General features: G+C 44.3%; 6 protein-coding genes. All 6 read right to left on the bottom strand.

The window, feature by feature from the left end; genetic code table 11:
- Positions 1 to 6: 6 nt before the first annotated feature.
- Positions 7 to 3,162, bottom strand: coding sequence for a TonB-dependent receptor (locus DBK98_RS20275; protein ID WP_005807772.1), 3,156 nt, complete (start codon positions 3,160 to 3,162; stop codon positions 7 to 9).
- A 918-nt stretch (positions 3,163 to 4,080) separates the two neighbouring features.
- Positions 4,081 to 6,003 (bottom strand): glycoside hydrolase family 97 protein, encoded by a 1,923-nt coding sequence (locus tag DBK98_RS20270; RefSeq protein WP_032535632.1) that lies wholly within the window; start codon positions 6,001 to 6,003, stop codon positions 4,081 to 4,083.
- 20 nt (positions 6,004 to 6,023) lie between these two features.
- On the bottom strand, positions 6,024 to 8,834 hold the full coding sequence (locus tag DBK98_RS20265) for an NPCBM/NEW2 domain-containing protein (protein ID WP_032535633.1): 2,811 nt from the start codon (positions 8,832 to 8,834) through the stop codon (positions 6,024 to 6,026).
- Between the two features lie 17 nt (positions 8,835 to 8,851).
- Positions 8,852 to 10,288, bottom strand: coding sequence for a sialate O-acetylesterase (locus DBK98_RS20260; RefSeq protein ID WP_032535634.1), 1,437 nt, complete (start codon positions 10,286 to 10,288; stop codon positions 8,852 to 8,854).
- A 225-nt stretch (positions 10,289 to 10,513) separates the two neighbouring features.
- Positions 10,514 to 13,738: a SusC/RagA family TonB-linked outer membrane protein gene (locus DBK98_RS23430; protein ID WP_080714492.1), complete on the bottom strand. Its 3,225-nt coding sequence runs from the start codon at positions 13,736 to 13,738 to the stop codon at positions 10,514 to 10,516.
- Positions 13,739 to 13,791: 53 nt separating this feature from the next.
- Positions 13,792 to 14,472, bottom strand: a complete 681-nt coding sequence (locus tag DBK98_RS20250) for a transporter (protein ID WP_032535635.1) — start codon at positions 14,470 to 14,472, stop codon at positions 13,792 to 13,794.
- Between the last annotated feature and the right edge of the window lie 67 nt (positions 14,473 to 14,539).

The raw sequence follows: 14,539 nt of genomic DNA, 5'->3' as shown, positions 1-14,539 counted from the left end.
TTTGTATTAGAATGTGAGATTTAAACCAACAGATAATGATCTTTGCATCGGATATTTGTATGGGTTATCCAATTCCGGATCGAGTCCGTCGGGAGTGTCTGAAATAGTGAAAAGGTTTTCACCGGTAAAGTAGATACGTATCTTTTCGATCGAAGCTTTCTTGGTCAATACTTTAGGTAATGTATAACCAATGCTGAGCGATTTCAGACGACAGTAAGAAGCGTCAACCAGATAGCGTGTCTGAGCCTGATTGATGGCCGAACCACCATTGAAGCGAGCGCGTGGGAAGTAGGCTCCGGTGTTCTCTTCAGTCCAGTAATCGTTGTTGTAGGCTGAAGGTACCTGCCATTCGCTTCCGTAATGGCTGCGGAATGAAGTGCCCGGCAGATAGAGGTCACGTTTGCCCACACCTTGGAAGAAGATACCCAAGTCGAAGCCTTTCCAATCGGCTCCCAGATTGATGCCGTAATGATAACGCGGAGTGCTGTTACCGATAATTTTCATATCGCCCGGATTATCAACAGTGTTGTCACCCCAGTCAATAACGCCATCGTTGTTGCGGTCTACAAAACGGATGTCACCCGGCATCAGTTTGATACCTCCTGATACTTTATCCTGATTGGCGGCTCCGGCTATTTCTTGTTCGGACTGGAATAAGCCATAGGTTTCATAACCCCAGATTTCTCCTTGTTTCTGTCCCACATACCAGTTGCCCAGTTCTTTTGACTTATTATCGAACTTGGTAACTTCCGATTGATAGTCGGACAGATTGAATCCGACTGTGTAGTGGAACCCGCTTGCCAACTGGTCGTTCCAGCTGATCTCAAATTCCCAACCTTTCGTCAATGATTCGGCTGCATTTTCCTGAGGTTCGTTGGCACCCAGGATACCCGGCAGGATTTTACCTGCGGCAAGAATATCCGATGTACGTCTCTGATAATAGTCGAAAGCACCTTTCAACCGGTTGTTCAGGAAGTTGAAGTCAAGTCCCAGGTCCCATTGTGTTACGGTCTCCCAAGTGATGGACGAGCTGACAAGTCCACCCGGAACCACATACTGCGGTTGGTTGCTGCCCATAATCCAACTGGTCTGTCCGGTACTGTAATTAGAGAGATAAGCATACCATCCATTGTCGAGTGCCTGATTGCCTAAGCTACCATAAGAACCTCTGATTTTCAATTCGTCAAAGAAACTGTTTGTCCAGTTCTTGAACCAGCTTTCATTGGATAGCCTCCAGGCTGCCGAGAAAGAAGGATTGAACACGGCACGGTCGTGTTTGGGGAATTTGGAAGAGAGGTCGTAACGGCCGTTTACTTCAAGTAAATAACGGTCGTCATATCCATAGTTGAGGCGGAAGAAGCCGCTTCGGGTAGCCCAGGAGTTGTCATAGCTGCCTACCCAACGGTCGCCTGTGGCATAGCTCAATGAACCCAAGTCATTTGAGATCAGTTGTTCGCGTCCGGCATTGAATCCGGTGGTGTGCTTGCTTTCCTGATTGTAACCGATCATTCCCTTCAGGTAATGTTTGCCCAACGTCTTTTCATAATCGCCGAAAAAGTTGAAAGCATTGTAGGTATCGTTGGCTTGTGACTGGGACACAGAGTTCGGATTGGTCCATGCAAAAGTTTGCAGGAATTGTCCGTTGGCTCCATATTCGTCGAATGACTTCATGTGTACCTTATTATTCTCACTATAGTAATTGAACGTATAGTCCATGTTGATGCTCATACCTTTAATAGGAGTCAGCTTCATCGTGATCGTGTTCCAAAGGTCATTTTTGTTGGTTTGCCGGTTACCGCCGTCTTCAAGAATGGCAGGGAAGTTGGTAAAGTCGCCCTGTCCGGCCCAATTTCCGTCCGGGTGTTTCACCGGCATGATAGGACGCGTATCACCTCCCATAAAATTATCGCCATGCACGTTATCCTGATTCAATCCTCTCAGCTTGGTGCGGTTGAAGCTTGTTTTCATGGAGAGGTGCAACCATTCGTTTATGTCATAGTTGATGTTGTTCATCACATTGAACTTCTTGAACTGTTCGTTACCGAAACGAATTAGAGATCCCTGGTCGGTATATCCTAAAGAAGTGTAATAGGTAGCCTTCTTACCGCCGCCACTGATATTGACATTGTACTTCTGGACAGGATAATTCTTCTTATACATCTCTTTCATCCAGTTGGTGTTACCGGCATACGTGTATTTGGTGCCGTTTTTACTGATACTCGGATCTGAGTGGATAAATACCGGAGAGTTGTTTGCCGGATCTTTATAGTAAGCTTCAATGTGTTGCATCCATTCAGCATCGAAATAGTCTCGTCCCACTGTGTTTTGCTGTGCGGTGTTCATCCAGGTAGCATATTGCATGGAGTTCATATAGGTGGGGCGCGTAGTAGGTCCGTTGAAAGAAACCGAAGCATCGAATGATACTTGTGTCGGCTGGTCCTTGCGTCCTCCTTTGGTTGTGATCAATACAACGCCATAAGCCGCACGTGCACCATAGATAGATGCGGAGGCGGCATCCTTCAGTACGGAGACACTTTGCACGTCTTGCGGGTTAATGAGGTTCGGGTCCATTTCCACGCCATCGACCAATACCAGTGGTGAACTTCCACTCATGGCAGTGGTACCACGGATATTGAAACTTGAACCTTCGCCCGGACGACCACTGGTGGTTACGTTTAAGTTGGGGATAGCACCTTGCAAACCTTGTCCGAGATTGACAATCGGGCGGTCTTCCAGCACCTTACTGTCCACAGCTGATACGGCTCCGGTCAGGTTGGCTTTTTTCACGGTGGCATAACCAACGACTACCACCTCTTCCAATGCCTTGCTGTCTTCAGCAAGCTTCACTTGAATGGGCTTTCCGGTATAAGGAATTTCCTGTGTGACATATCCGATGTAAGATATTACAATAATATCTCCTTTTTTCACGCCATCCAACGAGAATTTACCTTCTAAATTTGTGATGACGCCGTTAGTCGTGCCTTTTATCATGACACTGGCACCAATAACCGGGCCCATCGCATCTTCAACCGTTCCTGTTACTTTTTCTTGAGTAACTTCAGGAACCAATGCTTCTGTGGCTTGCGTTGCATACGAATAAGCTGGGAAGCTTAGTGCACCGGCGAGCAAGAGCAGAGTAACTTGTCTAGTGATTTTTAACATAACAATTTTGTTTTAGATTAATAATAAAGGTTTTGTTCGGTTCTTTTACATTTCACTTTCTCCATTCATCTGCCTTTCCTTTTTCTTTAAAATAGGATTAGTTCTAACAGAACTTGGTGTACTGTAAGGCGTTTATTATCACAGGGTATGCGCATTTATGTACAGCTCTGCTTTTATTGTGAATAGCTTTGTAGACGGGAAATAAAAGATTGAAATGGCCTGTTGTTCTACTAAATGACCGATTATCTTGTTTGGTATTTAGTGTTTTATGACAAACTGAAGACTTTTTGCAATCCTCTCTGTCTACCCTGACATATATCGAAGTTTATTTCTCTTGATTTGTTTCCGGAAGGAGCGTAGAGGGTGAGGAATATTGGGTTAGAATGAAAAAAAACTTTTGTGATTATTATCTATTTTTAAAATAATCGCTATATTTGCATCATTGTTAATCTAAAAAACAAAAAATATTCTGTTCTTTTTTAATACATTATAAAATGTGTTTCTTTAAAACCGATTAATATGGTTATAGTTCTGTTAGGAATAATCTGTATTTTATTATTTTGTCTTTAGTTAACCTGTTGTATAATAGGTGTATATGCGTCAGGTTGGGGGATGAATCGAATTGTGGTTCCGTATGTTGTAACAATCTGCCGGTTACAAGAAAGAAGGTGTGAATCTCGATGAAATATTCGAAATTTTTGTGATTGAATGTCCGACATTTGTTATGTTGGTTCTGTTTGTGTGTTCTTTTTTTCTCTGGCGATCCTGTTTGAATTGCTAAAGGTGTTCTGTTTACAGTGGGCGAAGTGTTTTTAATCTTGCTTCTCTCCTCCTGTTCTTGAAGGAATAGGAGGGGAGAAGCAGGTTGATAGATCACATTATTTCTTTGACAATGTGTTGCAGGGGATTAGTTTTATGCTATTTGTCGGTTCTTTCAAATTTGGCTAAATAACCTCCTCCCGATAATAATTTTATTTTTAGCGTTTTACCCGATTTTATTTTTCGATTGTTTATCACAATCTTTTTTCTGTTTTCTCCGTCATCGGATGCATAAGTCATGCGGTAGTTGCCTTTGGGCAAAAAGTCCAATTCGATTTCTTGGGTAACAGCCTTTTCTCCATTTAAGATGGAAAGATACCATATATCCCCTTTTCTCCTGGATAATGCGGCCAATTCGCCTATCCGGCTTTCTTTTAGAATTTTTGTCTGATCCCAGACGACTGGTACTTCTTCAATAAACATACGTCCCGGACATGTCAGCATATCTTCCATGTCGGCTGCAAAGATCAGCATGGGCGATGTGAACGTGTAGATACTCGCCAATTGATGCGTGAAAGTGACAGATGGAGGGCAGAATTGGCGGAAGTTCAATGGGGTATAGTCGGCAGGACCTGCCAGCCAGCGGGTAAAGGGTAACACCGTATTGTGATAAGGCCACGGTGGGCCTGGAGCCCAGTTATTTTCTCCACCTACGGACTCTAAACCGCGTACAGCCTCTTTAGCCAACAGGTTGGGATACGTATAGCTATCGCCTGTAGGTTTATTCACCCCATGGAAAATAACCATCAGATGTGCTTTAGCAGCATCTTTCAATATATTCTCCATAAAATTGACTGTAAATAGATTCTCTGTGTGGAAGAAATCTATTTTTAATCCTTTTACACCGATTTCCGCACATCTTTTCATAAAATTGTTGCGTTCGTCCTCATCCAGCAAGCCGACATCGGATTTATTACCATATCTTGGAGAAGAAGGCCGCCATACCCAGATATCTACGTTTTTGCTGCGGGCATAATCGACTAACTCTTTGAGTAATTCCCATTTGGTACGTCCATTGGCATTTTTCTCTGTTTCCGGCCAAAGTTCCCAGCCATCATCCACCACAACAGATTCCAGACCTAACTCGGCTGCTCCGTCAACATATCTTTTGTGAGTCTCTACGCTCAGCCTGTTCTCTCCTTCCACTAACCAGGTGAAAACCGAACGTCCCGGTTTAATCCATTGGGTATCTTTTCCTTCGGGGAAAAGTGTACGCTCCGGCTGGTCTGATACTTGGGCTATGATACGATTATTAACCAATCCATCCAGATTCTCCGATAACATCAGGATACGCCAGGGAGTGATTATTTCCTTACTACCGTTGCGGGGAGAGACGATCCAGGGGGAGTTGCGTACTTCTTCATGCCAGTATTTACTGGCCGGAATGCCTGTGATTATTCCTGTTTCCAGATGGCCTTTGTTGTCTACATAGCCTAATTGTACCCTGTTGTCTTTACATCCGAACAATACTGCACCGTGAAAATTAAACAGGTTAGCTTCGGTAATGGCGGCATACATCCCGTTGGGAAGACGGAAAGTGGCGGGAGGGGCCAACAGCTCGTTTTCTATCTTGTCGGTGGTGCGATCCTGGTAAGCTTGTATCCATCCGTATTGAAAAGGGCCGCTGGCGTACCATACCCGGGTTCCCGCTGGAAATGTGAAAGACGTCTCTTCACCATATACACAACGGCTGCCTGTAGATGGAATGCGGTATCTTAAAGCTATTCCGTTATCAAATTCGCGGATGTCAAGGTGATAAATGTCCCCATCCTTTTTTTCTATTGTATACGTTTTGTACTCCGCATCTGTTTGTTCGACCGACTTTATTTCGACCGATTTACCCAGATCTATATTGTCAATGTTCATGCCCAAGGGCGATGAACTGATGGTTGGTTCGCCTTTATAGGTTACTTCGAAACAGAGTCGGCCGGTTGCCGTGCTGAGGTTTATCTTTGTCTGCTGGGCTCCGGCAAAACCGGGAAAGCAGAGGGAGAATAAGAAAATTGTTAGTTTACTTTTCATATATTAATTTTTATGTGTGGCTATTCAATGACATACCATGTGTATCCGCCGGCAGGAATTCTGACAGTCAGTTCTACTGAGTAATCCCGTTGTAAGGTATGGGTAGTGGGCGTTCCCTCCTGTTCTCTTATCTGTGCGGTTTTTGTCAGGCCGGTATAATATAAAGGTAACCGGATGCGGCGGATGATTTCTTTGTCTGTGGGATTGAAGAACATGGCTAACCCTTTTTCTTTTTCCGCAGGGTTGGCATGCATGATGCCATCCCAATCGCGCGCATCGGGTTTACGTAGATGGATAATGTCGCTATTCAGTATGTTTCTGTATTTTTTATACCAGTTAATCACTTCCACGACTGCCTTCTTGGTTTCTTCCGTATCGTAAAGGCGGGGGCCGCGGTAGCAAGCTTGTATACCGGCACCGTAGTTTTGAAACATCAATGTCTTATACTCATACAAGTGTTCGCTCAACGGCTCTAATGTGGCAGCCGATCCGCCTCCTTGATATTCTACTAATGGGACAAAGCTCCAAAGTGAGGAAGGAATGCGTTCCCATGTACAGTCATAGTTCAACTGGCGGGTATGGATCAGCTGACGATCGCGTGGAAGCGACCAGTTGGCTTCGCGATAGCCGATACCTACTTTAGTAGAACCGTTCAGGAAGTAAAAGTCGGGTACATTGATGTATATTCCGTTCTCACACATCCAATGATAAAGCTCCGTAATCTTATAGAATTGGTTCCATTGTGAGTCCTCCAATCCTTTATGATGGGTATGGGCAGTGGAAGCACAAAAGTCTCCGGGATAAGAACCATCGTGCTCAAAACAACGCATGCCGGTTTTTTCAAAGAAAATTTTTATCTTACGGAAGTATTCGTAGCCCCAATCACTACTGAGGCAAGGAGAACTACCAAATCTCATGCCCCCACGTTTACCTGTCTTTGGATTGATAACGTCTGTCTCATCACTGATCCAGCGGCTGGCAAGTAGTGAGTAGCAACCCATTTCAATACCCTTGCTACGGGCGTAATCCACAAATGCTTTGTATTTTGCTATATTGGCATTAGAAATATCTTCTGCATTCAGTCCGGAGCCAAAGCTGAGGATAATCATTTCGTAACCTGTTTCGGCACATTGGTCGATGGCACGGTACACCACCTTCGGATCCGTGGAAGTGAGATGCATAAAGATTGGATTTTCTGTGCTCCACGGTGCTATCGTGCGGTATAGTTTCCGAGTGAATAAGCCTTTGCGCTCCCGGTCGTAGCTGTCGAACGGCATTTCGTATACACTGAAAGACTGGAATGTACCGTTGGGTTGCAAACGCTGGTCGGGACCTATCGGAGGAGAGACATCCAGCACGCAAGGGGTTTGTAACATATAGTTGCGCTGAGATGTATAGGCAGGATCGGTTACCCACTTTTCCGTAATATCCGTTTCTTTCTCAGTAAAACTTCCGCCGCAGGCGTAATCACTTTCTATGTGAATATTGGGTAAAAGGAATTTGGTGGGATCGCCCCCTCCGGGAGATTCCGGTTCGGAAAAGGCCAGGTATTCCACTTGAAAGGCATCGATATTGACAGGAAGAACAGAGTGGTTCACTAATTCAAAACGTTTGCGAATAACAGGAATCTTGTCATAAACGGAAACATGGAGCTTCACTGTGACATCCTTTAGTTCCTTATCGCCACGCAAAGTGAATATGATTTCGCAGCCTGTTGCCGCCTCCTTATTCAATGCCCAGCGGCTACGTGCCCATTTTATATCTTCTTTGATAGGGAGTATTTCAAAGTCTTCTATGAGGAACGATTCGGGAATGGTGGTCATTTTTTCTATCCATTCTTCTTTTAAATAACCTCGTTCCGGTTGTCCGGTCAAGCCGCCTATCATCCATTTCTTGCCATCAATTTGTATACTCCCTTCACTGCTGACAGCGCGTAGCATACTCTCTCCTGTCATTCGGTTGATGAAGTTGGTCGTTGCCAGATTGGGGAATATCCGGAAAGTGCGTGACACCATCGGATTGGCCACAATGATACTCTTTTGATCTGCCGATGCGTAAATGCCCGCTTTTGACTTCTCGGAACTGATCAGCCAGTCAAAGTTGGTTTGACTGGAAACCGGTTCGGATAAAACAGGGAGTTTACTTATTTTTTTCGCCAACAGAGTGGAGATGGTCTTTGTCATTTCAGGACCTTTTCCGGCATATCCGGCATCGAGGGTGCATGGGCGATCGGATTGATATTCTATAGTTGGCGCAATCCATAAAGCGTTGTCGCCGCTTGCGCCGTCATTGGTCGGTTCTACTGCCAATTCCAGAACCCGAACTCCCTTCAGGCTTACATCAATGGACTGGGGAGCCTCGTTACCACGCACAATGCCGCTATTGTAAAGTTCTTTGTTGTCGCCTTTCAAGACGAACCGAACTGATCCATTTTCTATTTTTCCACTTTTACCGGCCAGTCCTATGAACTGTTTGTCATCTCCTTCTTTGCGGAAATAGAGTTTCGTTCCATTAACAAACGGAAGGATGGTCAGGCTTTTGTCTGAGACCTCCACCTGAGAATCGGCAACTCCCACTTGGGCATGAAAGCGTGTGGCATTGCCGTGCAGATCTATTTTTAAGATACTTTGGGCATGGGTGCCTATCACGTCCTTAAAAGTCTGTCTTTGGATGGTGGCTGGTTCTCCGCTTACCGATTTCCCGGTTTGTACCTTTCCGTATTCTTGCCACAATTTAGATAAGTCCAGTTCGGACAGTTTGATGGTGTGCTGGGCTTGTCCACATAAGCATGTGAAAAGAGTACCCATAAGAAGTAATATTTTTTTATCCATATAATTTTAATGTGTTTTTATTGATTGTTACATCGTTTGTTACTATCCGTTCGGAACGGAGCGACAGGCAATCCTTCTTGATTGAATAAATTTCCGATAGTGGCATCATCGAAGCAATAGCGGACGGCTACCGGATGTTTTACTTTCGGTGAGTAAACCGTTATCTTGTTGCCTTTTATCTGCGCTTTGGCTTCTACGAAGCGCCCGTCTTCACCGGCTATGAGCAGTCCCCTGATTTCCTTCTCCGGACAGACCAACCCTTTGGAGGCATGTTTAAAAGTAAGTATGGCTTTTTTCTTGTCAACAACCATTTGTTCCAAGGTGGGGCTTTCGTATCCGTCTTTCAGTAAACCGTACTTTTTGCCCAACGCCATGTTGGCTAATCGTACGCCTACTTCTTGTTTCTGAATCGGATGAATGGTTTTCGGATCGCCTTTGTCTGTGATAACGACGAGCGCCGTGTTGCGAACCTTGCGTGTTATCTCTTCTTGCGCTTCACGTATAAGCGCAGGTCCGTTATGGGTTGAACCGTAGTTGAATGGAGCTATTTGAACCATGTAAAAAGGAAATTCTTTGCCGAATCCACTTCTCCAGCTTTCAACCATTTTCTCTATCAATGTCGTGTATGAAGAGGGGTTGTCTCTGTTTGATTCACCCTGGTACCATATTGTTCCGGCTATGTCGTAAGGCATCAAGGGATGGATCATGCTGTTATAAAGCACACCGGGCTCTACCGGCCACCAGGGATATGTCTTGTCAATGATCGCGTCTTTTATTAGGGGGGTGCCCATGACTACCTCTCGTGGTGTCCATACTTCTGCCGGAGTTCCTCCCCAGGCTGAAACGATCAACCCTATCGGAACATTCAGCTTCTGTTGCAGGTGCTTACCGAAGAAATAGGCGACAGCACTTCGTTGTCGCATGACTTCCGGTGTACATTTTTCCCATTGCGCATAGCAGTCTTCCTGTAAGGTTCGGCTACCTTGCTTGTTCAGGCTGAAAAAACGAAGGTTGGGGTGTATGGCTGTCGCAATTTCCTCTTGTTGATTGGGGATGCCGTTATTGGGACACCATTCCATATTCGACTGCCCGCTGCATAGCCATACTTCTCCCAACATAACGTCTTTCAACTCGATTTTATTTCCTTTCATGTTGTTAGAAAATAGTTGTAGGGTATAAGGACCGCCATGTTGGGTGGTGGGTATTTGGGTTTTCCAATGCCCGCAGTCGTCAATAAGAGTCTCGATAGTGTCTTTTTGCGCCCAACTTCCTACTATTTTAACTTTTGTGCCGGCTTCTCCCCATCCCCAGATGGGGGCTGAACTTTGTTGCTGGAGTACGATATGATTCGAAAAGATGGCAGGCAAAGATAGCCGGGTAGAAGTTTGCCCTTTGATAATCAGGCTGCTGCATAGGACTAAAGATAAAAATGCAATTCTTCTGGAAACATTCATAATGCTATATTACTAAGGTGAATATATAAAGGTATTATTAAAGCAAACAGCTTTGCTTTAAATTCGTTTGTAAAGAAAGAGAATAGAATGATATAAATCAATGTACTTTTGTAAAAAAAAGATGGATGATTTTCTTTTTACCGGAGACTTTATTCTCCTTTTAGAAAGACAGAGATGTTTTTTCAAGGCATCTCTGTCTTTTGTCTACCGTTATCTTATTCTATATTATTCGTAAGGATTGAATGTCCCATTATCCCAGCCTTGTGTCTGCTGCAATTTAGAGTTTTGCTCCAGATGCTTGTTAGGAATGGCATAAAAATAGTAATTATCTTGAAAATCAATTTCATATTTCTGATCCAATACCACTATTGAGTCTTTAAAATAAGTGGTATAGTCTTTCTCTATATCTACTTTATCTTTTAGATTATCAAATTCTGTTGGAGATCCTTTTAGTTTGGGTAAAAGGCCATGGCGCTTGATTCCATTCATTTCGGAAGCAAACATGCGCCGACGGCGTAAGTCCCAATATCGTTTTCCTTCATAGGCAAATTCTATCTTGCGTTCCAGCATGATAGCGGCTATCATTTCATTGTGTGACATGTTTTCTTTTAATCCGTACATATTATTGTCTCCGGCTGTTATTCCGGCGCGTTTACGGATACGTTTCAATACACTATATGCTTCATCGTATTTCTGAGTTTCGGCAGCGCATTCGGCGTAATTCATCAGCACTTCGGCAAAGCGTATTTCCACCCAGTCCGTACTACTTCTTTCGGTATCATAAGGGGTGAAATTTACGTTGATGGCTTTCCGGCAGTAGAATCCGCTGGCAGAGGGGTTGAGGGTGGAACTGCCTTGGTAAGTCCATTGGATTCTGTCTTTTTTGCCACTAAGTTCCCATAGGCAGCCGTTGTAGGCTATCGTACTGGTAAACCGTGGATCACGATTTCTCCAGAAATGAAGCGGATCATAATCTGCTGATTCTGTGATAGGAACGCCTGTGATCATTTGGTAAGATTCTACCATTTCCTTAGTGGGTTGGTTGGCTCCCGAATAATTCTGAGCTTCCGATAACGGACGGGTTGCCGCATCCCAGTGATGTACGATGTCGGGTTCTTGATAGCGCGTCACGAACAAAACTTCCTTATTCATTTCATCGAACCAGATATTTTCATAGCTTTCATACAAATCATAACCGTTCGTTTCTATTTGTTCGGCAGCCTTCTTGTTATAGACATAAGCTGTTTCCCAGCGTTCCGCTTTATTTTCCGGATTAAATTGCGGACTGGCATAATACAGCAAGATGCGACCTTTTAGTGCTATGGCTGTGGCTTTGCTGAAACGTCCTTCGTCATCGCCTGTCCATTTCCATGGCAAATCTTGAATGGCTTCATCCAAATCCTGAATGATCAAATTGATACACTCTGAGGTCTTGTTGCGGGTAACATACAAATCATCGGTCAGTGCCTGCGGTTCCATGATCATCGGCACGCCTCCATATTGGCGCACCATCTGGAAATACCGCCATGCCCTGAGCACTAGAGCCTGTGCCCTTAAGGAGGCTTTGGTTTCTGCATCCAGATCGCCGGTCTTAATGCTGTTCAGCATGATATTAATGTTACGAATGCTGCTGTAATTCCAAGTATCTATGGAATTGGTGGTAAGTTGTTCGTACAATATACCGGTCTCTCCATAAGCCTCGTCCGAATAACCTGCTACGTCCTGATCCCATCCGGCTGCGGGATATTTGGCATCCGTGTTTTCAGGAGTCCAGTAGTCTGCCCTGAATGCGTATGACGTTTCTTCCATTCCACCCCATTCTATACGTTTGTCATAGAAACGTTTTCCACCGGCTACACCCTGGAAGAACAGGTCGACGCTCAGTCCTTTCCATGATCCTCCTACGGAGAAACCGTAATTGATTGGAGATTTGGTGTGTTTGATTACCCATTCCTGATCATTACTATCGATCTTTCCATCCGGTTCATCAGAGTTGGCACCTCTGATATCTTTATAGTTCAACATTCCCAATTCGGGCTTTTTACCAAAGATGGTATATCCTTCGGGCAGGGCATCGAGTTCGGTTTGTGTACGGATAATGTCTGTAGCTACATAGCCCATTTGGCGGTCCGTATTGTATCCTAACTCTGATTTGTAAGGACGAATATTTTCAGCTTCGTCTTTGGTAATTAGTTCGTTGACTGCATATCCGAGGTTTCCGCTTATGTTGTAACTGAAATCGTCCCCTATCTTATCCTTATATGAGAACTCTATTTCGAAGCCTTTGGTATCGATGGTGGCATAGTTTTCTTTGGGCATGGTGCCACCAAAAGTAGAAGGCAGGCTGGCCAGGCGGTCACCTAAAATGTCGTAGGTATGTTTGTAAAATCCACCGACACTTAATGACAGACGATTACGTAGAATTTGCATATCAAATCCATAATCTATATCCAATGATTTTTTCCATGTAATTTCTGTATTGGGGATTACACTGGCTGATACCCCGTTGCTCAACGAACCGAAGTAGACGCCTGAGTTGAGGTTATAGCGTTGCATCCACTGCCAGCCGCCTACAGCATCGTTACCTGGCAAACCGACTGATCCGCGAAGTTTCAGGTAGTCTATAAACCCGATGTTGTTTTTAAAGAAATTTTCTTCTGAAATACGCCAGGCGACAGATGCGGAAGGGAAGAAGCCCCAGCGGTGTTTTGGATCGAAATTGACAGAACCGTCATAGCGGAAAGAGGCTTCCAGCAAGTATTTACTATCATAAGTATAGCCCAGCCGGCCTACATACGAAAGACGTCCGCCTTCTGAACCACTTCCGTTTAGTGTCGAATTCTTTGGATCGGAACTACCTGCGAATATTTGATCTACGGCAGAGGAGATGAAATAATTTCGTTGCCCGTCCAGCCAGTCGTTAGTACCTTCATACTGTTCGTATACAAACAATGCGTTGATATCGTGTTTGCCGAAGGTCTTGTTGTAGGTAACCATGGCGTTCAACTGATAACTGTTATCATTATTGTATTTCTCATACAGAAAGTCTCCATCATCTCTGGTTTTGACATAATCAATTTCATTGGTTGGGATATGATTGTGTACGCCGGTTGTTTTAAATACGTACAAGTCGTAGGGGCGACTGAAACGTTTGATGAAAGTATGCCGCTCATACCGGTTGTATGACAGTTTCAGGCTTAAGCCTTTAATGAAAGGAATATCGTATTGGAGAGCTACATTTATCTCGTAGTTGGAATAACGCTTTTTATTATAACCGCTATTCCCGTTAATAACCTCCATGGGGTGCCATGCCAGGAATGTCCCGTTGGGTTTTCCATCGATATAGGGGGCAAAAAGACCACGGCGTAATAGTCCGTTATAGAGATTACCCATGTTGTCATTGTCGTTATCCCATTTCCAGTAAGGTTTGCGATCGTTTCGGGTGTCCATATTCAGGTGTAAAGAAGCCTTCAGCCCCAAAGAAATATGGAAATGCCAATTGTCTACAAACTTATTCCGAAAACAAAATAGAGTTGGTTTTCGTATGGATTAGCTATCAGTTTACCAAAAACAGATGGAGTGAATCCGGATGAAATATTCAATGTTTTGGTAGCCGAAAGCCCGACATTAACTACATTAAATTTGTCAGCGTATTCTCCTTCCCATGGGGTGAACCCGGCTTCGACAGCCAAGTCTACTCCCTTTACAGTGAATGGATAGCTGAGTTCGCAATAACTGGACCAGGCACGTCTTTCATTTTCCCGGTAATCGTTTCCGGCAAAGGTGGTATACCAGGCCAACGATAACGGGAAACTTTCACTAATGGTATAGACAGCTCCTGCTTCGAAGGTGTGACCTGTGGTGCGGGGAGTATAGTGGAAATAGTTGAATGGTTCGTCTTCACTTTGGTAAAAGTAGTTATTAAGGCACAGTTGGAGGTTTTTATATTCATACTCCAGCGTAAGGTCTATTTCATTATTCTCGTTTCTGAATTCTGTCGATCCCCATGCCGATAGGGTCCATCCTTTCCACTCTACACCGAGAGTAGGCTGTACGGAAGCATTTCCATTCTTCATTCCACGCCAGATGTAACTGCTTACCAGGTCGGCATTGATAAATACTTCTTGTGCCTGTATGGCAAAGGGGCAAAGGATGAGAGCTGCAAGTATGGCTAATTTCTTCATTAAAATGGCGGATTATTTTTTCGGGCTGCAAAGATAGGTAATTACTGGCAAAATTCGTGGCTGAGGG

This window comes from Bacteroides sp. PHL 2737, from assembly GCF_004115325.2.
Classification (GTDB): domain Bacteria; phylum Bacteroidota; class Bacteroidia; order Bacteroidales; family Bacteroidaceae; genus Bacteroides; species Bacteroides hominis.
This window is presented reverse-complemented; position numbering and strand designations above follow the sequence as displayed.